Origin of the sequence: Arthrobacter sp. fls2-241-R2A-172 (genome assembly GCF_030208885.1) — a bacterium.
In the GTDB taxonomy this organism is placed as follows: domain Bacteria; phylum Actinomycetota; class Actinomycetes; order Actinomycetales; family Micrococcaceae; genus Arthrobacter.
Window position 1 is genome coordinate 1 of sequence record NZ_JARVTB010000020.1, and the last position, 21,385, is coordinate 21,385.

Here is a 21,385-nt window from a genome sequence, read left to right on the forward strand (position 1 = left end):
TGGTACTGCACCCGGGAGGGTGTGGGAGAGTAGGACACCGCCGGACAACCATTAACAAGGGGGAGCCCCGACCACGACGGTCGGGGCTCCCCCCATTTAACACCCCAACAGCTCAGGTACTGTCGTGGGATGAATCTCACCCGGAACATCCCCTTTGACGCCGCCCACACCGCGGACGGGCGCGGGCCATTGACCTTGCGCCCGTTGGAGTTCCAGGATGCCGGCCCTTTGGCCGCTGCCTACACGCGGAACCGTGAGCACTTGGCCCCATGGGACCCCCAACGGAGCGAGGAGTTCTTCAGCGAAGTTGGTCAGGCCAGGGACGTGGAAGCCAAACTGAACCTGTTCGCTGCCGGCAGCGAGGTGCCCTGGGTCATTACCGCGGGCCAGCGGGTCATCGGCCGAATCACGCTCTCCGGCCTCGTCCGCGGACCGTTTCTCAGCGCGAACATGGGGTATTGGATTGACCAGGAGTTCACGGGCAGAGGCCTGGCATCTGCCTCCGTGGGTCATGTCCTGACCATGGCTGCGGATGAGTTGGGACTCCATCGCGTGCAAGCCGCGACCCTGGTCCACAACCTGGCCTCGCAGGCGGTACTCAAGCGCTCCGGGTTCGAGCGGATCGGGATGGCGCCAGAGTATCTTCAGATCGCCGGTAAGTGGCAGGATCACGTCCTCTTCCAACGCATCCTGTTCTGACAGGACCGGACGACGGCTCCCTGCCGACGGCGAAGGGTACGCCAAGGGCGTAAAGCGGTCCCAAAAACCCCTAAATTGCGGTGATTTTGGTCAAAAAGGCGCGGAAACACGCGGAATTTGCTGGCCATGGCTGCCCAAGCTGGTAAGTTTTCGAACAGTGGCTTGCTCGCATTCCGCTTGAAAGCTCAAAAACGTATGAGTCCAGGAGGACGTAAATGGCTAAGAACCGTAGTGAACTCGTTGCAGAGGTAGCAGGCAAGGCTGGCACCAGCCAGGCAGCAGTCAACTCCGTGCTCGATGCACTGTTCGAGGTTTTCGAGACTTCTGTCGCCGCTGGCGAAAAGATCACCATCCCGGGCTGGCTCGCAGTTGAGCGCACCGACCGTGCAGCTCGCACCGGCCGCAACCCGCAGACCGGCGAAACCATCCAGATCGCAGCCGGCCACAGCGTCAAGCTGACCGCTGGCTCCAAGCTGAAGGCAGCTGTCGCCAAGAAGAAGTAATTACTCTTCGGCGAACGCCTTGAAGGGACGGCAACCTGATGGTTGCCGTCCCTTTTGCTGTTAGTTAATGCACATAGCGCCCCTTACGATTCGCAGCCCGGGAGCGGGTAGCGGACAATGGATAGGTGCCGTCAGCAAGAAGCTCCGCAACTGCCCCTTCGCCCGTTCCCAAGCCGGGAACGCGTGGAGGTGACTCCGTCGCGGGAATTTCCATTCCATGGCAGCTGGCCGGCTTGGCGGTCTTGTTCCTGGTTCTGGCCGGGGCACTGATCTTCTCCGGAGCTGCCGCAGCCCGGCAGGTCTCCGATCCCGGCGCTCTGGTCCGATGGGGTCTTCCCATTGCAAAAGCCGTACACAACATTTCTGTGGCCACCGTCGTGGGTGGGCTGATCTTCGCCGTCGGCATCCTGCCCAGGAACCTCGGCGGCTCCCGATCACGGGAGAAGGACCTGGACGCTCCGGAGCATCCGGCGTTTACCCGGGCCCTTGGAGTTGCTGCGGCCGCCGGTGCCGCCTGGACGTTGTCGGCCGTAGCGGTTCTCGTTCTGACGTACGCGGATGTCGCTGGCCAGGGACTCTCCGGTGACGCCGAGTTCACTCGGGCGTTGGTGTATTTCATGACCGACATCGACACCGGTAAGGCGTGGCTCGCGGTCACCATTATCGCCGCAGTGGTCACCACGGCACTGTTCGGCGTCAGGTCATTGACGGGCCTGGCTTTCACTCTTCTTTTGGCCCTTATTGGTCTCGTTCCTACTGCCCTCATTGGGCACTCTTCAAGCTCCAGCGACCATGAAGGTGCCATCAACTCCCTGGGCCTTCACCTGGTGGGAGTCTCAACATGGGTGGGTGGCATCATCATGCTCGCCGTCCTGTCAGGACTCCTCACGGGTTCACGAAGCCAAGGGCGCCCGGACATCACGGAGCAAACCCTCCGGCGCTTCTCCGCCCTGGCAGGCTTCGCGTTCGTTCTTGTGTTCGCCTCGGGTGTCATCAACGCAGCCATCCGGGTCACCAACCCGGCGGACCTTTTCGGTTCGCCTTACGGCCAGCTGATCGTCGCCAAGGCGCTGGCCACCCTGGTCTTGGGCGGCATTGGTTTCATGCACCGTCAGTGGGTTATCCCCCAGCTCGGCAAGGGCGGTTCCATGTCCGCGCGCCGCGTGCTGTGGCAGTTGGTGCTGGTTGAACTGCTCGTGATGGGTGCGACGTCGGGCCTCGCCGTTGCGCTTGGGCGCTCGGCACCACCGCAGCCCACCACCTACGCGCCGGACGCGTCGCCGTCGTTCATCCTCTCCGGCTACGAGTTGCCACCCGAACTGACGCCCGAGCGGTGGCTCACTGAGTGGCGTTTCGACTGGCTGTGGGTAGGTGTAGCGCTCTTTGGCGCAGTCACGTACGTCATGGGCGTCGTGAAGGTCCGCAAGCGTGGAGACAAGTGGTCCTGGTTCCGGGCTGCGAACTGGACGATCGGCTTGGTGGTACTCACGTACATCACGTCAGGTCCGCCCGCTGTCTACGGCAGGGTGCTGTTCTCCGCGCACATGGTGGACCACATGGCCCTCACCATGGTGGCGCCGATCTTCCTGGTCCTCGGGGCGCCGGTAACCCTCGCCTTGCGCGCCCTCCCGGCCAGGGGCGAAGGAGCCCAGGGCTCCCGGGGACTGCGCGAGTGGTTGCTGTTGTTTGTCCACTCCAGGTTCTCGCAGATCGTTACCCACCCGCTGTTCGCCGCAGCGAACTTCGCAGGGTCGATCGTTTTGTTCTATTACTCGGATCTCTTCGGCCTGGCGATGCGCGAGCACGTTGGCCACGAGCTGATGAATGTCCACTTCCTGCTAACGGGCTACATTTTTGTGCTCAGCATGATCGGCAGCGATCCCCTGCCACGCCGTGCCCCTTATCCAATGCGCCTGCTTCTGCTGCTGGCCACGATGGGCTTCCACGCCTTCTTCGGCGTGGCCATCATGGGTGGTACGGGCCTGCTCGCCGCGGACTACTTCGGAAACCTCGGCCGTGCGTGGGGCCCGTCGGCCTTGGGAGACCAACAACTGGGTGGAGCCGTGGCCTGGGGCATCGGCGAGATACCCACGCTGCTGGTGGCGATCGGGGTGGCTGTCATGTGGTCCCGTTCCGATGAGCGCGAGACCCGCAGGGTGGACCGGGCGGCCGACAGGAATAACGACGCCGATCTCAGTGCTTACAACGATATGTTTGCCCGCCTGGCTGATCGTGACGCCAAGATGGCGGGCCGGAGCACGCAACCTGCCCGGACGGACCCCACCACGGACCCCGCCGGGCAGACTGAACCACAAACCAAGCTGGAAGGACGCTGATGAGCGAAACCGTACGCACCCAACTCCGGGTCCGGGCCTCCGAACTGGAGGGCCGCGGCTGGCTCAACACGGGCGGCAAGTCACTGGATCTCGAATCCCTGCGGGGAAAGATCGTGCTGCTCGACTTCTGGACGTTCTGCTGCATCAATTGCCTGCACGTCCTGGATGAGCTCCGCCCGCTCGAGGAAAAGTACTCGGACGTCCTGGTGACGGTAGGCGTGCACTCGCCCAAGTTCGAACATGAGGCCGATCCGGTGGCCCTGGCATCAGCCGTTGAACGCTACGAAATCCACCACCCGGTCCTTGACGACCCTGAGCTTGCCACCTGGAAGGCCTACACGGCCCGCGCGTGGCCAACGCTCGTCGTGGTCGATCCGGAGGGCTACATTGTTGCCCACCTGTCGGGCGAGGGCCACGCAGGCGGCCTTGCCGTGCTCCTGGAGGAGCTCGTAGCCGAGCACGAAGCCAAGGGAACCCTCCACCGCGGCAACGGTCCGTACGTGGCTCCAGAGCCGACGTCGGGCACGTTGCGCTTCCCCGGGAAGGCCACCCAACTGGCCAATGGCAACTACCTCGTGGTGGACTCCGGTCACCACCGGCTGGTGGAGCTCCGCCCGGACCTTGAGACCGTGGAGCGCGTTATTGGCTCGGGGACCAAAGGCTACTTGGACGGACAAGCTGAGATCGTTCAGTTCAACGAGCCGCAGGGCGTAGCTTTGCTCCCGTCTGAGCTCGCATGGAAGCTCGGATACGACGCCGTGGTGGCCGATACGGTCAACCACCGGCTGCGCGGAGTGACGCTCAGTTCCGGCTATGTGCAAACCGTTGCGGGCAACGGAGTGCAGCGCCTGCTGGACGCCGGTCCCGCCCGGGTCACCGACTCGGGTGCGGGTACGTGGTCCGAACACCACGACGACGGTCCGGCCGACTTTGCGGCGGACTCCGTGGACGTCGGAGCACTGGGACTTGGCACTGAAGTTTCCCTGTCCTCGCCCTGGGATGTGGTCTGGAGCCAGAAGCTGCAGAAGGTCGTCATTGCGATGGCCGGAACCCACCAGATTTTCGCTTTCGACCCCCTGACCAACGAGGTTTCGATCCTTGCCGGTTCCGGGCTTGAAGGCCTGTTGGACGGCAAAGCCGAGGAAGCCTGGTTCGCCCAGTCGTCCGGCCTTGCGATCGACGCGGACGACAACATCTGGGTTGCCGATTCTGAGACGTCCTCCCTGCGCCGCCTGGTTCTCAGCGACTCCGGCGTGACCGTCGAGACCGCCGTAGGCAAGGGCCTGTTCGACTTCGGGTTCCGGGACGGTGACTTCGCAGAGGCCCGTCTCCAGCACCCCTTGGGCGTCACGGTCCTCCCTGACGGTTCAGTGGCCATTGCCGATACATACAACGGCGCCGTTCGCCGGTACGACCCCGCCGCCAAGTCTGTCTCCACGTTGGCGAGGGGCCTCGCCGAGCCGAGCGACGTCGTCGTGGTTCAAGTGGAAGGCAGCGAGCCGTTGCTTGTCGTGGTGGAGTCGAACAAGCACCAGCTGGTCCTGGTTCCCATCCCGAAGGAAGCCCAGCAGGTGGACGAGGGTGCGTCGCAAACGCATCGCCCCAAGAGCCCTGTCACGCCGGGAAACCTTGAGCTTGCCGTGCGATTCAAGGCCCCCACAGGCCAGAAGCTTGACGATCGCTGGGGTGACCCGACGCAGTTGAAGATCTCCTCCACACCCCCTGAGCTGTTGGTTTCAGGTGGAGGGACGTCGGTGGGCTTGCTCCGTACCCTTGAACTGTCGGCCGACGTTCCCGAGGGCATCCTGCACATCACGGCACGTGCTGCCGCGTGTGATGGACCCGAGACCGAAGACGGCGAAATCCCGGACCACGCTGCATGCCACCTCTATCAGCAGGATTGGGGCATTCCCGTGGTCCTGCAGGCCGATGGCGAGTCCGAGTTGGTGCTGGACCTCCGCGGCATGGACTAAGAACCCACGGACAGGCCTCAGAACGTCAGCATGGGCGTCACCGTCACGGTGTCGCCGCTGACGTCCAACTGGGTGGTGAAGCTGAAGTCGTGCTCAACGCTGAGGTCTTTGCCTGCGCCCGTGAAGAGGTCGATTTCGCGGGCGGTCAGCGTTGCCTTGCCATTCAAGGGCGCTACGACCCACTTGCCGCCAAAGGGCTCAATGGTGACCTTGGGGTATTCCGTGATGGCCCATTTGATGGTTCCGTCCACTACCCGGGCATTGCTGACGTGGTAGAAGGGGCAGTCCGGCTGGAGGCGTTGCTGTTCCGTCGCCTGGACCGCGCACGTGTCCAGGAACTCCTTGACTTTGCCCGCGACGGCGTCATTCATGGCCTTCGTGGACCTCGTCAAGAGGTTCAGGGGGGCTGTTCCGCCGTCGCGCGTAGAAACGAGCGCCGACGCAGGAGGAGCCTCGAAATAGGTGCCGTTCAGGCTTGCTTCGTATTTGCCGGGGAAAAAGACGGCGAAGGTGTTGTGGCCGTTGGGCATGTTGACGGGGACACCGTTGAGCGTCGCTTCGCTGGCATTGACTACCGTGACGTCAATGGTGGGCAAGGTGGTGGGCACGAAGGCCCATTTGGTGAAGAACAGCCACTGGGTTCCGGTGCGCTCCATCAGGAATTCGGTGTGGAGGCGGTTGCCGTCCAGGGTGTATTCCACGGGCACGGCCATCCGGTTGCTGCCACGGGATTCGGGGTTCCCCACCTTGACGTCTGACATCTTGGAGGCGGCGGTTTGTAACGCGGTTCCGTCGAGCATTGCGGCGTTGGCGCTGGGAACTTTGGCCCTTAGCAGCCCCAGTGCTTGTGCGCCGTCACCCTTTTGCAGGGCTTGGAGGTATTCCTTGACGGGCTGTTGGGGACTGGCCACCGAGGAGCTCACCAGGTTGATGCATACTATGGCTCCGGCGGCAGCAAGCATCAGACCGAGCAGCCACCCGGCTGCGGTCCTGACCATCGCTTGACTCAACTGCACGCCCTTTACGTTACCTGCCGCAGCCGAAATCACTGTGCACGAAGGCGTCGGAGCGACTTATGTCCACCGTGTGGAGAAGGCACGACGGCGGGCGGCAGCTTATGGTGCCGCCGCCCGGGCCCGGCAAAGAGGGTTAGCGACGCCGGCGCGAGGAGGTGCCGAAGACACCCCGCATGAGGTCACGGCCAAGCTGGGTGCCCATGGACCGGACCATGCTCTTGAGGCCACCGCCCAACGCACCTCCCAAGGCGCCGGCGATGTCACCAAACATTCCGTCCTGTGGGTTGGGTGCCGGGGCAGGCGCGGGAGGGGCCGGCATGGGCGGGGCCGGGTAGGACTCGGGGGTGGAAGGCCGGGAGCTTGGACGGCCGAGGATTTCCTCCTCGATACGGCGGGCTTCGGCGTCGATGTCTGCCTGCGATGTTCCCGTGGAGGAAGCCGGCGCGGGCGGCAGGCCCGGTGCGGGATCGCCTGTGGAGGCGGCAACCTGGCCGTTCAGCTTCTCGTACGCGGAGACGTTGTCCACGGCGGTACCGTACTTCGACAACAGCGCGGACGCAGCCACCGTGCTCCGGATGAGCTCGTCAGTGCTGGGTCCCATGACGGACTCGGGCGCCCGGAGCCGGGTCAGGGCAACAGGCGTGGGAGCTCCTTTTTCGTTCATGACGGTGATGACAGCTTCGCCGATGCCGGCGGAAGTCAGTGTTTTCTCCAGGTCGTAGTCGCTGACCGGGAACGTGGACACCGTGGCTTTGAGCGCCTTGGCGTCCTCGGGGGTGAAGGCCCGCAGGGCGTGCTGCACCCTGTTGGCCAGCTGGCCCAGGATGTCGGCGGGAACGTCCTTGGGAGTTTGGGTGACGAAGAAGATGCCCACGCCTTTGGACCGGATGAGCCGGACCGTGGTGGTGATGGCTTCAAGGAACGCCTTGGAAGCGTCGTTGAAGAGCAGGTGGGCCTCGTCCAGGAAGAAGACCAGCTTGGGCTTGTCCAGGTCGCCGGCTTCGGGCAGGTCTTCGAAGAGGTCGGCGAGGAGCCACATCAGGAAGGTTGAAAACAGCAGGGGCTTGGTCTGCAGCGTCGGGAGTTCCAGGCAGCTGACCACTCCGCGGCCGTCCGGTGCTGTGCGGAGCAACTCGGCGGTATCGAACTCCGGTTCGCCGAAGAATTTCTCCATGCCCTGTGCTTCCAATCCCACCAGTTCGCGCAGGATCACGCCGGCCGTGGCTTTGGAGAGGCCGCCCAGGTTTTCGAGCTCCGCTTTGCCCTCGTCGGAGGTGAGGAACTGGATGACGGCACGGAGGTCCTTGAGGTCGATCAGTTCAAGGTTTTTCTGGTCTGCGAAGTGGAAGATCAGCTGGAGGCTGGACTCCTGGGTGTCGTTGAGGTCCATGATGCGCGAGAGCAGGATGGGCCCGAAAGAGGTAATGGTGGCGCGGACCGGGATGCCGTTGCCATCGCCACCGAGCGACAGGAACTCAACGGGGAAGTTCTTCGCGGACCAGTCCTGGCCCAGCGCAGAGGTACGGGCTGTCAGTTTCTCGCTCCCGGTTGCGGGCGTCGCCAGCCCGGACAGGTCGCCTTTGATGTCGGCGAGGAAAACCGGGACACCCGCCGTCGAAAGCTGTTCGGCGATCATGTGCAGCGTGACTGTCTTGCCGGTACCTGTGGCTCCGGCCACCAGACCGTGCCGGTTCATCATGGCCAGCGGGAGGCGGACCTGCGCCTCCTTGTGGACTTCGCCGTCCACGATCGCTGCACCAAGCTCAATGGTGGCACCTTCCAGGGTGTAGCCCTGCTGGATGGTGGCTAGTTTTTCGGCAGTGCTTTTGTTGGCCATGCGCATAGCTTAGCTGTGCGCGGCAAGATCCTTGCTGAAAGCCAAATGCTTGATTTCTTCGGGGTCTGCGGCGAGGTCGAACAGCGCCGTATACCCTGTGGCCAGGTACAGGTTTTTGGCCTCCGGCTGCCGGGGACCCGTGGTCAGGTAGAGCTTGGAGTAGCCGCGGCGCAGGGCCTCGGCTTCGAGCTCAAGGAGCACCCGCCGTGCCAGGCCGCGACGGCGATGCGCTGAGTGCGTCCAAATCCTCTTGAGTTCGGCGGTGTCCTGGTCATAACGGCGGAAGGCGCCGCCGGCCACTGATTCGCCGTTCTCCTGGAGGATGATGAGCGCACCGTGCGGAGCCGCGAACTCTTCGGCAGGGTAACGGTTGAGTTCCTCGGCCGCGCCCTCACTGCTGAACAGATTCCCGTAGCGCGTCTCATATTCGACGGCGAGCTCGTCCAGGAGCGGGCGGACGCGAGGATCGTCCATTGGCAGGCTCAGGACGGTGATGTCCGACGTCGAGAGGGTCGGCGAAGTGGTCATGTCATGCCTTTCGTGAACGGATACCAACCAGGTCACAGCTGCGAACTAGTTGGGTTGGAGCGCGGGGACGGCGGCAACCGCGGACAGGATCCTCCGCGCCAGGGCGTCATTTTCCCGGAACGGAGCTGCGTTGGTGTTGGGACGGGCAAAGGCGCCCGCGCCCCAACCGGAGGTCCATGGTCCCACCGCAAACAAGCCCTTCTGTGGAATACCAACAGGGGACAATACTTCGTGATTCCCGGAAACCAGGAGTTTCCCCGTTGAGTGGGTTCCTTCGGAGGTGAGCAGCCGCTGTTCGGTTCCCCATCCGGCGTCGTGCAGGTGCAGCAGGGCAGGGTTGGCGGACCGCTCCACCGACGCCGAGGGCAACCGCGCCTCGATATATGCGGACGAGTCAACCACCACGGGGGACTGGAAGGAGCCCGCGACGAACCGGCCAAGGGATTCATCAGCGCGAACCCACATGCCCGGGCCCAGGAATTTCAGGAGCCCGGCCCTGTGCAGTGCCAGCATTTCGCGGAGGCGGTGGGAAGGGGGCCCGGAGTCAACGAAGCTGAAGAAGCCGTGCCACCAGCCGTGGATAGCCTGCTGCGAGCGGGCGTTGAGCCGCTCCTGCGGGACAAGCCGGCCCAGATCCATGTACACAAACAACAACGCGGTGAACAGTGCGAGGGTTTCGGAGTGGTCGCTGCTGGTGCGGAGGTTGAGGTCGTTCTGGATGTACGCGGCCACCGAACGCTGCACGGCGTCATGGTCGGCGAAAGCGCAGCCGCTCAACGGGTGGTCGAGCTTCTCCAGATCCAGCCGGAGGGCCGGATCCGGCACGGATACGGCCACCAGCTCTTCCCGTGCCGAGCTGTACCACTGGACGGCGTCAAAGTGCGCTTCGAAGCTCTCCCACGTTCCCAACACCCGTGACGGGTACCCGGTGAACAGTTCCCGGTAGTAGGCGTAGCCGGCATCCTTCGCGATCAGGGGCCACAGTTGGGTGCGGAAATCGAGCTCCTGATGCTCGGCCAACAACGACTGGACAGCCTCTGCAGTGAAATACCGGGGGCGGGCAATCGGCTCGCCGCGCAGCTCCGAGGAGATCTTGGAGTGATACGGCACCCCGCGCCGCGACCCTGCCCAGACCCGGGGTTCGGCGCCGGATGGCACGTAGTCGAGTTCGCCGTCGGGCCTTTCCTCGAACCTTCCGCCGCGACCTTCGAACAACAACACCAGCAGGTCAACGAACGCGAGCCCCATTCCGGAGACAATCACGTCCTGGCCTGCTTCCACGGCGGAGTAGTCCACATCAGTGGTGTACGACGGCGGCGCATGGAACCCGCCGTGGGTGGCAGCGAAATCGCTGAGGCGGGCGGACTCGGGGTCCAGCAAGGAATCGGTGTGGCCGAGCGCGTAGACCACGACGTCGGCGGCCACCCCGGCACCGGAAGCCAGCTTCACGTGGTGGGAACCGTCGTCGGAAGCGCGTTCGACGGCGGTTGCCGTGTCCTGATGGACCGTGACCGTCACTTCTGTGCCGAGCGAAGAGACAGCCCGACGGAAGAACCATTCAAGGTACTTGCTCTGGAGTTGCCTGGTGGGAAAGGACGACGGCGTCAGCGAGCGGAGCTGTGCGAGCAGGTGCGGCTCCAGCGCTGGAACGTCGCGGATGGTGCCATCCAGTACCCCCGCGGCCCAGGTTGCGAGGCCCGGCCCATCGACGGAGGGTCCATCGCACGCCACCGACGCGTCAGTGAACATGGTGACGTCCGCTGCCGTTGAGTTGAGCAGGAGACCGGGGTCCTGGTCGTAGCGCCAGATCCTGCCCGAGCCCGGCTGATGCGGCTCGATGACGTGGATGTCCAGGGGGCCGTCGAACAACGCGGGGCGGTTGGCTGCCAGCCGTTCCAGGACGCCGGCCGTGCGCGGACCGCCGCCAATGAAGGCGAGGGCGGGAACTCGTGACGGCATGGGATCTCCTGGCAAACAGTGGTTGGTGCAGTCCAATCTAGGGACCTCGGAGCATGCCGGTCGAGGAGCGGGTAACGGCCGTTCACCACGCGTAACACCGCGTTAAGGCACGCAAAATCCCGACGCATATGGCGCTTGATGACGGTGATTGTGACGCCGTGCGAAGCCTTGCGAAGCCCCGCGAAGTCCAGTGAAGAAGTGCAAATTCCCGCCTTGCTGGCGGCTTCGGCGCGCCCATAGATTGGCAGCCATCCACTAGACAACAACCGATCTGAAATGAGGTGGCGCATGAGTGCAATAGCACCGCCTGCCACGGCGGACACCGCACCGCCCACCCCGGACTACTCCGAATACAAGCTGGTCCCGGCCCGTCACCCCTGGCGTTGGGTGGGCACCGTCCTGGTTGCCGCCGGAGTAGCCGCCATCGCCTGGTCGCTGGTGACCAACCCCCGTTGGGAGTGGGGCGTGGTGGCCCAATGGTTCACCGCGCAGTCCGTTGTCAACGGTTTGGTGGAGACCCTCAAGCTCACGGCCATCTCCGGTGTCCTGGGCTTTGTGCTCGGGTTCATCCTTGCCCTCATGCGCTTGTCTGCCTCGCCGTTGCTGGTTTCAGTGTCCTGGACGTTCTCCTGGATCTTCCGCTCCACACCGCTGCTGGTCCAACTCCTCCTTTGGTACAACCTGGGCTACCTGTACGAGAAGATCAGCCTGGGCATCCCCTTCACGGACGTCCGGTTCTTCGAGGCCCAGACCACCACGCTCATCAGCCAGTTCGCCGCTGCTGTGCTTGGCCTCACCCTGAACCAGGCGGCCTACTCCGCGGAGATCATCCGCGGCGGCATTCTCTCCGTGGACCAGGGCCAGTTGGAAGCAGCATCGGCTTTGGGCATCCCGGCGTGGAAGCGTTCCACCCGGATCGTGCTGCCGCAGGCCATGCGCGCCATCCTGCCCAACGCCTTCAACGAAATCATCGGCCTGGTTAAGGGCACCTCGATCGTTTACGTCCTGGCCTACTCCGAGCTCTTCTACACCGTCCAGGTCATCTACAACCGGACCCAGCAGGTGCTCCCGCTGCTCCTGGTTGCCACCCTCTGGTACGTGGTGATCACCTCCGTGCTGAGCGTCTTCCAGTACTACATTGAGCGCCACTTCTCCAAGGGCGCCCTCCGGACCTTGCCGCTCACGCCGCTGCAGAAGGCCCGGAAGTTTTTCGCCACCCACGTTGCCTCTTCCCCCACGAAGGACGCCCGATGAGCATCATCGCCGCACGCAAGCAGAAAACGACGGCGGCACAGGCTGCCGCTGAAACCGCAGCCGGGGAGGCTGCCGGCGAATCCCGCGAAACCGTGGGCGCTACCGGGTCAGCCCAGGCAGCCAACGACTCAGCCCAGGCCAAGGCCGGCACCCGCGGCCAGGTCGACATCGCCAACGTCCGGAAGTCCTTCGGCGCCACCGAGGTCCTCAAGGGAGTTTCCCTCACCGTGCAGCCTGGTGGCGTGGCTGTGATCGTCGGACCGTCCGGGTCCGGCAAATCCACGCTTCTGCGGACCATCAACCACCTCGAAAAAGTCGACGGCGGATACATCACCATCGACGGCGAACTGGTGGGCTACGAGGTGCGCGGCAACAAGCTCCACGAACTGCGCGAGAAGGACATCCTCAAGCAGCGCACCAACATTGGCATGGTGTTCCAGAGCTTCAACCTGTTCCCGCACCTCACAGCCCTGGAGAACGTCGTTGAGGCGCCGATCGTGGCGCAGAAACGCTCCAAGGCCGAAGCCCGGAAACGCGGGTTGGAACTCCTGGACCGGGTGGGCTTGAAGGACCGTGCCGACGCCTACCCCCGGCAGCTCTCCGGTGGCCAGCAGCAGCGCGTCGCCATTGCCCGTGCGCTGGCTTTGGACCCCAAAATCCTGCTGTTCGACGAGCCCACCTCCGCACTGGACCCTGAGCTGGTCAATGAGGTCCTGGACGTCATCCGGGAACTGGCCAAGTCCGGGACCACGCTGATCATTGTGACCCATGAGATGGGCTTTGCCCGGGACGTGGCAGACACCGTGGTCTTCATGGACGACGGGTTGATCATCGAATCCGGTTCACCCCAGGAGATCTTCGCCAACCCGCGCGAGGAACGCACCCGGAGCTTCTTCTCCAAAGTCATCGAACCAGCTTTCAACATCTAGGACACTCCATGCTTCGCACTACCTCCGCCGTCGCCGCGCATGAAACCAAGCTGCGCCCCACCAAACGCAGCCTTCTGGCACTCGCTGTACTTCCGGCCGTCGTGCTTCCCGTGCTGGCCGGTTGCTCCGATCCCGGAGCGTCGGCAGCCAAGCCGGAATCGGCGGCCGCCAAGAACGGCATTGTGTACAACACCTCTGTTGACCAGAACCGGGTCCGCGATGACAAGGACGCCGCATCGGCCGCCAAGGTACCTGCCGCCATCGCCAAGGACGGGAAGCTGACCGTGGCCACCACGGCGGGCTCCATCCCGCTGTCCTTCCACGCCACGGATGACAAGACCCCCATCGGCGTGGAGGTGGACATCGCCCAGCTCGTGGCCGACAAGCTCGGGCTGGAACTGGACCTCCAGGTGACCTCGTGGGAGAACTGGCCGCTGAAGACCCAGTCAGGCGACTTCGAGGCTGTGTTCTCCAACGTGGGCATCAACGCCGCCCGCGTGAAGCTGTTCGACTTCTCCACGTACCGCGCCGCCTACATGGGGTTTGAAGCGAAGAAGAGCTCCAGCTACGACATCAAGGGCTCGGACGACATTTCCGGGTTGAAGGTCTCCGTAGGGTCCGGCACCAACCAGGAGAAGATCCTGCTGGCGTGGAACAAGGAGCTTGAAGCGAAGGGCAAGGCGCCGGCCACGCTGCAGTACTACTCCTCCGACGCCGACACCATCCTGGCGCTGTCCTCCGGCCGTACCGACCTGAACCTGGCCCCGTACCCGTCTGTCACGTACCGCGAAAACACGCGCGACGACCTCAAGGTAGTGGGGAAGGTCAACGCCGGCTGGCCCGCTGAAACACTGGTTGCCGCCACCACGCTCAAGGGCAACGGACTGGCCCCGGCCATCACCGACGCATTGAACTCCACCATCAAGGACGGCTCCTATGCCAAGGTCCTGGAACGCTGGGGCCTCTCCGAAGAAGCCGTGACGGAATCGAAGACCGTCACAGAAGCGACGTTCGGTACCGGCAAATGAAGTTCCAGGTCCTTGACATCATTCCGCACCTGAAGAATCCGGTGACGGGGGACATCGTCTCCACTGCTGATCGGCTCAACCAGGTAGTGCAGACGGCCCGCCGGGCAGAGGAGCTCGGCTTCGACAGCTTCTCCGTGGGGGAACGCCACGCCGGCGAGTTCGTCTCGTCATCCCCGACGACGGTCCTCGCCGCGATCGCCGCCGTCACCAGCCGCATCCGCCTCCAGACCGGTGTCACAGTGCTCTCCGTGCTGGATCCCGTGCGGGTGGCCGAGGACTACGCCACGATCGACCAGCTGAGCCGTGGACGCCTGGAACTGGTGATTGGCAAGGGCAACGAGGTGCTGCAGTACCCGCTATTCGGCCTAAACCTGGACGACCAATGGGACCTGCTCGCCGAAAAGTATGCGCTGCTGCGCACGTTATGGCGCAAGGAAAGTGTCACTTGGTCCGGCCGCTTCAGGCCCGCACTCACCGAACCAACGACGACGACGCCACGCCCCTTCGCCGGATCACCCCGGATTTGGCACGGCTCGGCTACAACCCTGACGTCCGCCGCGCTCGCGGCCAAGTGGGGCGACCCGTTGTTCACGGCCAACGCCATCCAACCGCGGGAAAACTACAAGGTCCTGATCGACCACTACCGCGAAGAGTACGAACGCCACGGCCACGATCCACGGCACCAGTACCTTGGTTCGGGCAGCGGCGCAGGTGGAGTGTTCATCGCGGACACCACCCAGGAAGCCATCCGCCAGTACGGCCCTGTCTATGAGGGGCTGACTGCCGGACGGAACGTTCCGGGCAACAACTCGCCTTTCCGGGACATCCAGCACGCAGTCGCCGAGGGCCCGGCATTGGTGGGCAGCCCGGAGCAGGTGATCGACAAGGTCCTCAGCTACCACTCCTTGTACAGCCACGATCTCCAGTCAATTTCCTTGCCAACCACCCTGCCTTTCGAACAGCAGCTCGAGATCCTGGAACGCTTTGCCTCTGAGGTCGTCCCGGCCGTCCGGGCTGCGGCCCCCACCACGCTGTGGGAAGCAGGGGATCCTTTTGGTGGCCGCCCGGAGTTCGCCGGGGCCACCGAACCGGATGCCGCAGCAGCAGTCACCTCCGACCACGCATTGAACAGGAGCGACACCGCAAATGTCTACGCACACTGAAACTGCCCGTGAAACCTTTGAACAGGACTGGCAGGACTGGCACGACGCCCACGAACGACACCGCGCCCACCCGCACGGGTTCCTTGCCGTCACCCACCTGCACTGGCTCAGCAGCGAGGCGACCCGGCTGGAAGGTGCGCCTGGCATCTGGAGTGCGGAGGACGACGTCGTAAGTGTCGTCCTGGAACCGGGCGAAAGCCTGGAGCAGGACGGTGTCGCGCTCAGTGGCCGCATCGCCTTGGGACCCATCGCCGAACGCGGCGGGATCAACCTGGTCTCCGGCGATACCGTGATCGAGGTAGCCAAGCGTGGTGGCGAGTACATTGTGCGGCCGCGCAACCCGGAAAATGCCCTTCTGCAGCAGTATCAGGGCACGCCCACGTACACTCCCAATGCAGCTTTCGCGGTGGAGGGCACGTTTGTTCCCTTTGACCAGCCGCACGCCACCACTGTGGGCGCAGCGGTGGAAGGTATCCAGCATGTCTATGAAGCGCCGGGTCAGATCCGCTTCAAGCTTGCCGGCGAGGAGTTGGCGCTGACTGCGTTCAACGGCTACGCGCCGGGCTCCCTGTCCGTGCTGTTCACCGATCAGACTTCGGGTAAGACCACGTATGCCGCCAACCGCTCGCTGTCTGTCACCCCGGCAGCCGACGGAACCGTCCAGCTGGACTTCAACCGCGCAGTGAACCTTCCGTGCGCCTACACCGACCTCGCGACCTGCCCACTGCCGCCGGCCGAAAACCGGCTTCCGGTGGCCATCGAAGCCGGCGAAAAGATCCCCTACGAACGTCAGGACCAGAAGTGAGCAGCAACAACAACCAAGCCGGTTTCCTGGCCATTGAACTGGACGGGGCGGGCTACGCAAACCTGGCAGGTGCCGTGCTCGCCGCAGAATCAGCCGGGTTCCACGTGGCAACATTCAAGGACGCACCGGCGGCCGGCCGGGTCAACGCACTCCAGCGCGCAGCTTTCGCCGGGCCCATCACGCGCACCATCGCCGTCGTGCCGGAAGTGGACACCGTCTACACGGAGCCGTTCCACATCGCCACCCAGCTCGCGAGCCTGGACTACGTCTCCGGTGGCCGTGCCGGGTGGATCGCTACCGCCGCGGAATCACCCGAGTCAGCTGCCGCCGTCGGACGCGCCTTTGTTGAAGGTGCAGCCCTGACGCAGGAAGCTGCCGCCTCCATCGAGGTCGGCCGCCGCTTGTGGGATTCCTGGGAGGACGACGCCGTGATCCGCGACGTCGCCACCGGGCGCTACATCGACGTCGACAAGCTGCACTACGTCGACTTTGAAACTCCCGCGGACTTTGCCGGGACACCATATTCGGTGAAGGGTCCGTCCATCATCCCGAGGCCGCTGCAAGGACAGCTGCCTGTGCTCGCCGCCGCGTCGTTGGTGGGGGAGGGCCTGGTGCCGGCGGATGTCGTCGACGCAGTGCTCGTCTCAGCGCCAACCGCGGAGCTGCTGGCTGCCGAGATCCGGGACGTGCGGGCCCGGCTTGGTGCCGCTGTTGCGGTCGTTGCGGAGCTCGACGTCGTCCTGGACTCGCGCGGGCAGGACGCCGGCGCGCGTTTGGTGGCCTCCACTGACAGCGGACGGGCGCGGTTTGCCGGCTCCGCGGCCGGGCTGACCGAACTTCTGGACTCACTCCTGCGGGAGGCCGACGGCGTTCGCGTCCACCCCGCCGAGGTGGACGTGGACCTGGAGGAATTGGCACGTCTGGTCCTTCCGGAACTCAGGCGCCGTGGTTCGCTGCGGGCGCCCATCCAGGACGGAACGTTCCGGGATGTGCTGGGGCTGGGGCCCGCGCAGAACCGCTACTCGACATCTGCCGCGGCCGTCGCCGCCGGAAAGTAAGGGACCACCATGACTCGAGACATTTTCCAGCCGAGCGGCCAGATCCAGTTCGGCATCTTCTTCCAAGGCGTCAACTCTGGCACCATCTGGAAAGCGGAAGAATCGGGCTCACAAACGGACTTTGAGTCTTTCCGCCACATCGTCCAGACCGCCGAACGCGGAAAGTTTGCTGCCTTCTTCCTCGGCGAAGGACTGCGGCTGCGCGAGCACCTGGGGCGCCCCCATGCGCTGGACGTGGTGGGCCGGCCCGATGCGCAGACCATGCTCGCAGCGCTCGCCGCCGTGACCCGGAACATCGGCCTCGTTGCCACCCAAAACACCACGTACAACGATCCCGCCGATCTGGCCCACCGCTTGTCGTCGCTGGACCTGATCTCCGGGGGCCGGGCCGCGTGGAACGTGGTGACCACGGACAACGCCTGGACCGGGGCCAACTTCCGCCGGGGTGGGTACCTTGACCATGCCGACCGCTACAAGCACGCGGAAGCCTTTGTTGAAACGGCCAAGCGGATCTGGGACTCGTGGGAATCAGCCACTGGTCCCGCCCGTCACGTCAGGCACGAGGGCCAGCACTACACCGTGGACGTCACACCGCGTTTGCCGCGCAGCGCCCAGTACCGGCCGGTGCTCTTCCAAGCGGGCGACTCCCCGGAAGGCCGCGATTTCGCCGCCCGCCAAGCCGACGTGATCTTCTCGGCACACCCCAAGTTCGACGACGCCGTGGAGTTCCGTCGCGACATCGTGAGCCGCTCCGTCGCTGCCGGACGGGGTGCCAACGCCGTGCAGATCATGCCTGCCAGCGAGTTCATCCTCGCCGCGACCGATCAGGAAGCGCAGGAGAAAAAGGCCTGGGTCCGCAGCCTGCAGATCGGTCCGCAACAGGCCATCGCGTACCTGGAACAGTTCTGGGGGCGCGAGCTCTCCTCCTACGATCCTGACGGTCCCCTCCCGGAGATCGATCCCGTGGTCGAGGAAACGTCAGAGACCCGCGGCAGCGGTTTCCACGGCGCCAAGGCTCGGCAACTCGCCGATCAGTGGAGGGCCGAGGCCAAGGACAAGGGCCTGTCCATCCGCGGTTTCGTTACGTCCAAGACGGCGCGCATCGACTCAACGTTCACAGGTTCGTACTCAGCAGTGGCAGACCACCTTGCCGAGTACGCACGGGTGGGTGCCGTGGACGGGTTCAACATCTCGCCGTGGCTCATCCCCACAGGCCTGGACGACATCGTGAACCACCTGGTGCCCGAGCTGCAGGAACGCGGCGTGTACCCGACGGAATACCGCGGGACCACACTCCGGGAAAACCTGGGGCTTGAGACGCCGGTGCGGTCCGAAGAGTCGGTACGGGTCTCGTGAAAACGGGCCTCTTGCTGCAGCTTTGCCGTCGCTGGTTCGGTTTCACGCCGGACCAGCACGGCGCAGCGCCCGACGGCGGCGAAGCGGCTGCCGCCGTCGTCGACCCTTCGCGTGGGACCATCAGCCTGCAGTTGACGGTGCTGGGGCAGCCGCTCTAAAGCAGCTCCTTGAAGACGTTCCAGCCTCGGCCGATGGGCCCATACGGGCCGTACAACGCTCCGGTTGACGCGCCTGTGGTGTAGCCGAGAAGGTTGCCGTCGGCGTCAACGGCAGAGATCTCGTTGTATTTGGAGTGGCCGGAACTGCCCAGTCCGGCCACGACGGTGAACGACTCCCATCCGACGCCGACCTGCGAAGGCTGCTCCCAGCCGCCTTCGCCGTCGGAAGGATACTGGTACAACTGGCCATATTGATCGAGGCCGAAAACATCCACCGCACCGTCGGCGTTCATATCACCGCCTGTGATGATCTTGTTCATGATCTGCCAACCCCACCCCACCTGCTCGGGCGCAAGCCAGCCACCTTCGCCGTCGCCAGGGTAAAGGAACAGGCCGCCGCCGGTATCGCGTGCCAGCACATCGTTGGTGCCATCGCCGTTGAAGTCACCCGGTCCCACGATGGTATTGAAGACGCCCCAGCCCTGGCCCACCTGGCGGCGGGGCAACCAACCGCCCTCGCCGTCACCCGGGTAGAGGAAGAGCTTGCCCGCGGCGTCCCGGCCCAGAAGATCGTTGAAGCCGTCGCCGTCGAAGTCGCCCGGGGAGAACACGATGTCAAAGACGTTCCAACCCTGCCCCACCTGCTGGGGTTCGTCCCAGGAACCCCTGTACGCAGGGCATGGGCCTTCACACATGCCCTTGTAGTACGTGTAGGTCCGTGGGTAAAGGACGAGTCTGCCGTCGGTGGTCCGGGCCAAGGGCTCGAAATTGCCGCGCCCCGTCCATCCCATCGCCCGGCTGGAGGCTTTGACGGGCAGCGTTTCCGCGCTCAATTGCGTGCCTGTGGGACAACCGGCCTGGCCTGGGGTAAGCGGGTGCACCCGCAGCGATATCCGCCCGTCCCTGTCCTCCGGGAGGATTTTCAGGACGTCGCCCTGACGCTCCTGGGGAAGGGGAACACCGTCCCGCAACCATTCAAGCGTGATCCCGTCGCCGGATCCGTCAGGGTTCCGGCAACCGCTGTAGCTGTAGTCGTACTGACGGCGCATCTCGGCGCCCACGTACGGTACGCCGTCGATTGACGGTGTTGGCTGGGACGCTGCTTCGGAAAGGCCAGTGCCCAACAATCCCGCCGCCAACCCCAAGACCGCCGCCGATGCAAACCTGACAGTGCGCGCTCGAATAATCCCCATTGTTTCCCCCCGGAAGCCGGCATCGATGGTGCGTAGGTTTGTGCTGAGGCTACCGCACCGGGGGCGCTCCAGTCAGGGGGTTGCGGTAGAGACCATGAAAACGTCGATGGGATCCTCGGACTCCAGCACGAAGCCATGGCGTTCATAGAGTCGCCGCGCAGGGCTGCCCTGCAGGACGTCCAGCCGGAACGGCCGGTGGTCCGCCGAACCTTCCATGACGTGACGGAGCACGGAACCGCCCAGTCCTTTGCCCTGATGGGCCGGAGCCACGTAGAAGTGTTCGATCCACAGCGCATCCGCTTCCGGTCGGACCGCGATCACCCCGGCATCCACCCCATCGGAATGGATCACCGAAGTATGTTCCGGCTGGAATCCCTTCAGGAAACGCTCGCGGACCCGCACCGGATCGAATCTTCCAAGGCGCTCCAGGTCCGGGCGCATCACCACCGCACGAAGCTCGGCGATCCACGCCGCGTCGGAGGCTACGCAGGGACGAAGAATGAAATCAGCCATGCGAACCAGCCTATGCGCTCGCTGCCCGTGGCAGCGCCGTCACCTTGGCGACCTTAGGATGAAACGGACGAAAGGTGCCTCCCACATGGTCACACGCGAAGAAGTCGAAGCCGCATATTCCCGGACGTCAGGCTGGGTCCGCCACACACCTGTGGCCGAAAGCGGGAGCGCCGAGCCTTACCACCTGTGGTTCAAATGCGAATACATGCAACACACAGGCTCCTTCAAGGCCCGCGGTGCGTTCAACCGGCTGCTGACGGCGAAGGAAAACGGCGAACTGGATCCGGACGTTGGGATCGTGGTTGCCTCAGGAGGTAACGCCGGGCTGGCCAACGCCTACGCCGCAGCCAAGCTGGGCGTGCCAGCAACGGTGTTCGTCCCCGAATCCGCGCCGGCCAACAAGGTGCACAAGCTGTATGCCATCGGCGCCACCGTGGTCCAGGGTGGCGCGGAGTACGCGGAAGCCTACGCGGCGGCCGTTCGTTTCGCGGAAGAGAAGGGCGCCGTCTATTGCCACGCCTACGACCAGCCCGAGATTGTGGCCGGCGCCGGCGGTGTGGGGCTTGAGCTGCTGGACGAACTGCCCGACGTCGACACCATCCTGGTCGCTGTGGGCGGCGGTGGGTTGATAGGCGGGATCGCCGCCGCCACCGAGGGCAGGGCACGCGTGGTTGGTGTGGAACCGGAGACGGTCCCCACCCTGCACACAGCGCTCGCACAAGGCCAACCCGTGGACGTGCCGGTTTCCGGAATCGCCGCTGATTCCTTGGGCGCCCGGCGCATCGGGGAGATCGGCTTCGGGGTTGCCCGGCGGACCGGCGTGCACAGCGTGCTTGTCAGTGACGAGGACATCATCCAGGCCCGGCGCAGCCTGTGGGAGAACCACAGGATCGTCGTGGAGCACGGTGCCGCCGCGGCTTACGCGGCGCTGCTCTCCGGAGCATATAAACCGCACGACGGCGAAACGGTGGCGGTCATTCTCTGCGGCGCCAACACTGATCCCGCGCACTTCTGACAAGGGCAGCCCTGCCAGGGCCAGCGCGCAAGAATCCCCGCCGGTTGGTGTCCGGCGGGGAT

At 64.5% G+C, this 21,385-nt stretch carries 19 protein-coding genes; 13 read left to right on the top strand and 6 right to left on the bottom strand.

The window, feature by feature from the left end; translation table 11 throughout:
• The first annotated feature begins 129 nt into the window (after nucleotides 1-129).
• The 4 genes from QRM57_RS20160 (at nucleotide 130) to QRM57_RS20175 (ending at nucleotide 5,511) form a co-directional block, all read left to right on the top strand.
• A complete protein-coding gene (locus QRM57_RS20160; RefSeq protein ID WP_284987949.1) occupies nucleotides 130-699 on the top strand; it encodes a GNAT family N-acetyltransferase in 570 nt (189 codons plus the stop codon).
• 215 nt (nucleotides 700-914) lie between these two features.
• A complete protein-coding gene (locus QRM57_RS20165) occupies nucleotides 915-1,202 on the top strand; it encodes an HU family DNA-binding protein (protein WP_011776355.1) in 288 nt (95 codons plus the stop codon).
• A gap of 125 nt (nucleotides 1,203-1,327) precedes the next feature.
• On the top strand, nucleotides 1,328-3,538 hold the full coding sequence (locus tag QRM57_RS20170) for a bifunctional copper resistance protein CopD/cytochrome c oxidase assembly protein (RefSeq protein WP_502868673.1): 2,211 nt from the start codon (nucleotides 1,328-1,330) through the stop codon (nucleotides 3,536-3,538).
• Nucleotides 3,538-5,511, top strand: a complete 1,974-nt coding sequence (locus QRM57_RS20175; RefSeq protein WP_284987956.1) for an NHL domain-containing thioredoxin family protein — start codon at nucleotides 3,538-3,540, stop codon at nucleotides 5,509-5,511. The genes QRM57_RS20170 and QRM57_RS20175 overlap by 1 nt, the downstream gene beginning before the upstream one ends.
• A 17-nt stretch (nucleotides 5,512-5,528) precedes the next feature.
• On the opposite strand, the gene QRM57_RS20180 is transcribed toward QRM57_RS20175, so the two are convergent.
• The 4 genes from QRM57_RS20180 to QRM57_RS20195 form a co-directional block, all read right to left on the bottom strand.
• A complete protein-coding gene (locus QRM57_RS20180; protein ID WP_257369715.1) occupies nucleotides 5,529-6,509 on the bottom strand; it encodes a hypothetical protein in 981 nt (326 codons plus the stop codon).
• A 151-nt stretch (nucleotides 6,510-6,660) separates the two neighbouring features.
• Nucleotides 6,661-8,364, bottom strand: a complete 1,704-nt coding sequence (locus QRM57_RS20185; protein ID WP_284987958.1) for a helicase HerA-like domain-containing protein — start codon at nucleotides 8,362-8,364, stop codon at nucleotides 6,661-6,663.
• Between the two features lie 9 nt (nucleotides 8,365-8,373).
• Nucleotides 8,374-8,892, bottom strand: a complete 519-nt coding sequence (locus QRM57_RS20190; protein ID WP_284987959.1) for a GNAT family N-acetyltransferase — start codon at nucleotides 8,890-8,892, stop codon at nucleotides 8,374-8,376.
• Nucleotides 8,893-8,937: 45 nt separating this feature from the next.
• Nucleotides 8,938-10,851 (bottom strand): FAD/NAD(P)-binding protein, encoded by a 1,914-nt coding sequence (locus QRM57_RS20195; protein WP_284987960.1) that lies wholly within the window; start codon nucleotides 10,849-10,851, stop codon nucleotides 8,938-8,940.
• Nucleotides 10,852-11,139: 288 nt separating this feature from the next.
• On the opposite strand from QRM57_RS20195, the gene QRM57_RS20200 reads away from it, so the two are divergent.
• The 8 genes from QRM57_RS20200 to QRM57_RS20235 are packed head-to-tail and all read left to right on the top strand — an operon-like array spanning nucleotide 11,140 to nucleotide 18,602.
• Nucleotides 11,140-12,105, top strand: coding sequence for an amino acid ABC transporter permease (locus QRM57_RS20200; protein ID WP_257369305.1), 966 nt, complete (start codon nucleotides 11,140-11,142; stop codon nucleotides 12,103-12,105).
• Nucleotides 12,102-13,034 (top strand): amino acid ABC transporter ATP-binding protein, encoded by a 933-nt coding sequence (locus tag QRM57_RS20205; RefSeq protein WP_235517943.1) that lies wholly within the window; start codon nucleotides 12,102-12,104, stop codon nucleotides 13,032-13,034. Before QRM57_RS20200 ends, QRM57_RS20205 begins: the two co-directional genes overlap by 4 nt.
• Before the next feature lie 8 nt (nucleotides 13,035-13,042).
• Nucleotides 13,043-14,062: an ABC transporter substrate-binding protein gene (locus QRM57_RS20210; RefSeq protein ID WP_284987961.1), complete on the top strand. Its 1,020-nt coding sequence runs from the start codon at nucleotides 13,043-13,045 to the stop codon at nucleotides 14,060-14,062.
• On the top strand, nucleotides 14,059-15,225 hold the full coding sequence (locus QRM57_RS20215) for an LLM class flavin-dependent oxidoreductase (RefSeq protein ID WP_284987962.1): 1,167 nt from the start codon (nucleotides 14,059-14,061) through the stop codon (nucleotides 15,223-15,225). The genes QRM57_RS20210 and QRM57_RS20215 overlap by 4 nt, the downstream gene beginning before the upstream one ends.
• A complete protein-coding gene (locus tag QRM57_RS20220; protein ID WP_284987964.1) occupies nucleotides 15,209-16,030 on the top strand; it encodes a DUF1684 domain-containing protein in 822 nt (273 codons plus the stop codon). The genes QRM57_RS20215 and QRM57_RS20220 overlap by 17 nt, the downstream gene beginning before the upstream one ends.
• Nucleotides 16,027-17,088: an LLM class flavin-dependent oxidoreductase gene (locus QRM57_RS20225; protein ID WP_284987965.1), complete on the top strand. Its 1,062-nt coding sequence runs from the start codon at nucleotides 16,027-16,029 to the stop codon at nucleotides 17,086-17,088. The genes QRM57_RS20220 and QRM57_RS20225 overlap by 4 nt, the downstream gene beginning before the upstream one ends.
• 9 nt (nucleotides 17,089-17,097) lie before the next feature.
• Nucleotides 17,098-18,444: an NtaA/DmoA family FMN-dependent monooxygenase gene (locus QRM57_RS20230; RefSeq protein WP_284987966.1), complete on the top strand. Its 1,347-nt coding sequence runs from the start codon at nucleotides 17,098-17,100 to the stop codon at nucleotides 18,442-18,444.
• Nucleotides 18,441-18,602, top strand: coding sequence for a hypothetical protein (locus QRM57_RS20235; RefSeq protein ID WP_284987967.1), 162 nt, complete (start codon nucleotides 18,441-18,443; stop codon nucleotides 18,600-18,602). The genes QRM57_RS20230 and QRM57_RS20235 overlap by 4 nt, the downstream gene beginning before the upstream one ends.
• On the opposite strand, the gene QRM57_RS20240 is transcribed toward QRM57_RS20235, so the two are convergent.
• Together QRM57_RS20240 and QRM57_RS20245 are read right to left on the bottom strand one after the other, a co-directional pair.
• Nucleotides 18,599-19,795: an FG-GAP repeat domain-containing protein gene (locus QRM57_RS20240; RefSeq protein ID WP_284987968.1), complete on the bottom strand. Its 1,197-nt coding sequence runs from the start codon at nucleotides 19,793-19,795 to the stop codon at nucleotides 18,599-18,601. The two genes, QRM57_RS20235 and QRM57_RS20240, sit on opposite strands and share 4 nt — an antisense overlap.
• 72 nt (nucleotides 19,796-19,867) lie before the next feature.
• On the bottom strand, nucleotides 19,868-20,308 hold the full coding sequence (locus QRM57_RS20245; protein WP_257369314.1) for a GNAT family N-acetyltransferase: 441 nt from the start codon (nucleotides 20,306-20,308) through the stop codon (nucleotides 19,868-19,870).
• Between the two features lie 85 nt (nucleotides 20,309-20,393).
• On the opposite strand from QRM57_RS20245, the gene QRM57_RS20250 reads away from it, so the two are divergent.
• Nucleotides 20,394-21,323 carry a threonine/serine dehydratase gene (locus QRM57_RS20250; RefSeq protein WP_257369315.1) on the top strand — a complete coding sequence of 310 codons (930 nt, stop codon included), beginning with the start codon at nucleotides 20,394-20,396 and terminating at the stop codon, nucleotides 21,321-21,323.
• The last annotated feature ends 62 nt before the right edge of the window (nucleotides 21,324-21,385 follow it).

Coding starts and splice junctions, on each gene's coding strand:
- QRM57_RS20160 (WP_284987949.1), top strand. CDS start 130: ATGAATCTCACCCGGAACATCCCCTTTGACGCCGCCCACACCGCGGAC.
- QRM57_RS20165 (WP_011776355.1), top strand. CDS start 915: ATGGCTAAGAACCGTAGTGAACTCGTTGCAGAGGTAGCAGGCAAGGCT.
- QRM57_RS20175 (WP_284987956.1), top strand. CDS start 3,538: ATGAGCGAAACCGTACGCACCCAACTCCGGGTCCGGGCCTCCGAACTG.
- QRM57_RS20180 (WP_257369715.1), bottom strand. CDS start 6,509: ATGGTCAGGACCGCAGCCGGGTGGCTGCTCGGTCTGATGCTTGCTGCC.
- QRM57_RS20185 (WP_284987958.1), bottom strand. CDS start 8,364: ATGGCCAACAAAAGCACTGCCGAAAAACTAGCCACCATCCAGCAGGGC.
- QRM57_RS20190 (WP_284987959.1), bottom strand. CDS start 8,892: ATGACCACTTCGCCGACCCTCTCGACGTCGGACATCACCGTCCTGAGC.
- QRM57_RS20195 (WP_284987960.1), bottom strand. CDS start 10,851: ATGCCGTCACGAGTTCCCGCCCTCGCCTTCATTGGCGGCGGTCCGCGC.
- QRM57_RS20200 (WP_257369305.1), top strand. CDS start 11,140: ATGAGTGCAATAGCACCGCCTGCCACGGCGGACACCGCACCGCCCACC.
- QRM57_RS20205 (WP_235517943.1), top strand. CDS start 12,102: ATGAGCATCATCGCCGCACGCAAGCAGAAAACGACGGCGGCACAGGCT.
- QRM57_RS20210 (WP_284987961.1), top strand. CDS start 13,043: ATGCTTCGCACTACCTCCGCCGTCGCCGCGCATGAAACCAAGCTGCGC.
- QRM57_RS20215 (WP_284987962.1), top strand. CDS start 14,059: ATGAAGTTCCAGGTCCTTGACATCATTCCGCACCTGAAGAATCCGGTG.
- QRM57_RS20220 (WP_284987964.1), top strand. CDS start 15,209: ATGTCTACGCACACTGAAACTGCCCGTGAAACCTTTGAACAGGACTGG.
- QRM57_RS20230 (WP_284987966.1), top strand. CDS start 17,098: ATGACTCGAGACATTTTCCAGCCGAGCGGCCAGATCCAGTTCGGCATC.
- QRM57_RS20240 (WP_284987968.1), bottom strand. CDS start 19,795: ATGGGGATTATTCGAGCGCGCACTGTCAGGTTTGCATCGGCGGCGGTC.
- QRM57_RS20245 (WP_257369314.1), bottom strand. CDS start 20,308: ATGGCTGATTTCATTCTTCGTCCCTGCGTAGCCTCCGACGCGGCGTGG.
- QRM57_RS20250 (WP_257369315.1), top strand. CDS start 20,394: ATGGTCACACGCGAAGAAGTCGAAGCCGCATATTCCCGGACGTCAGGC.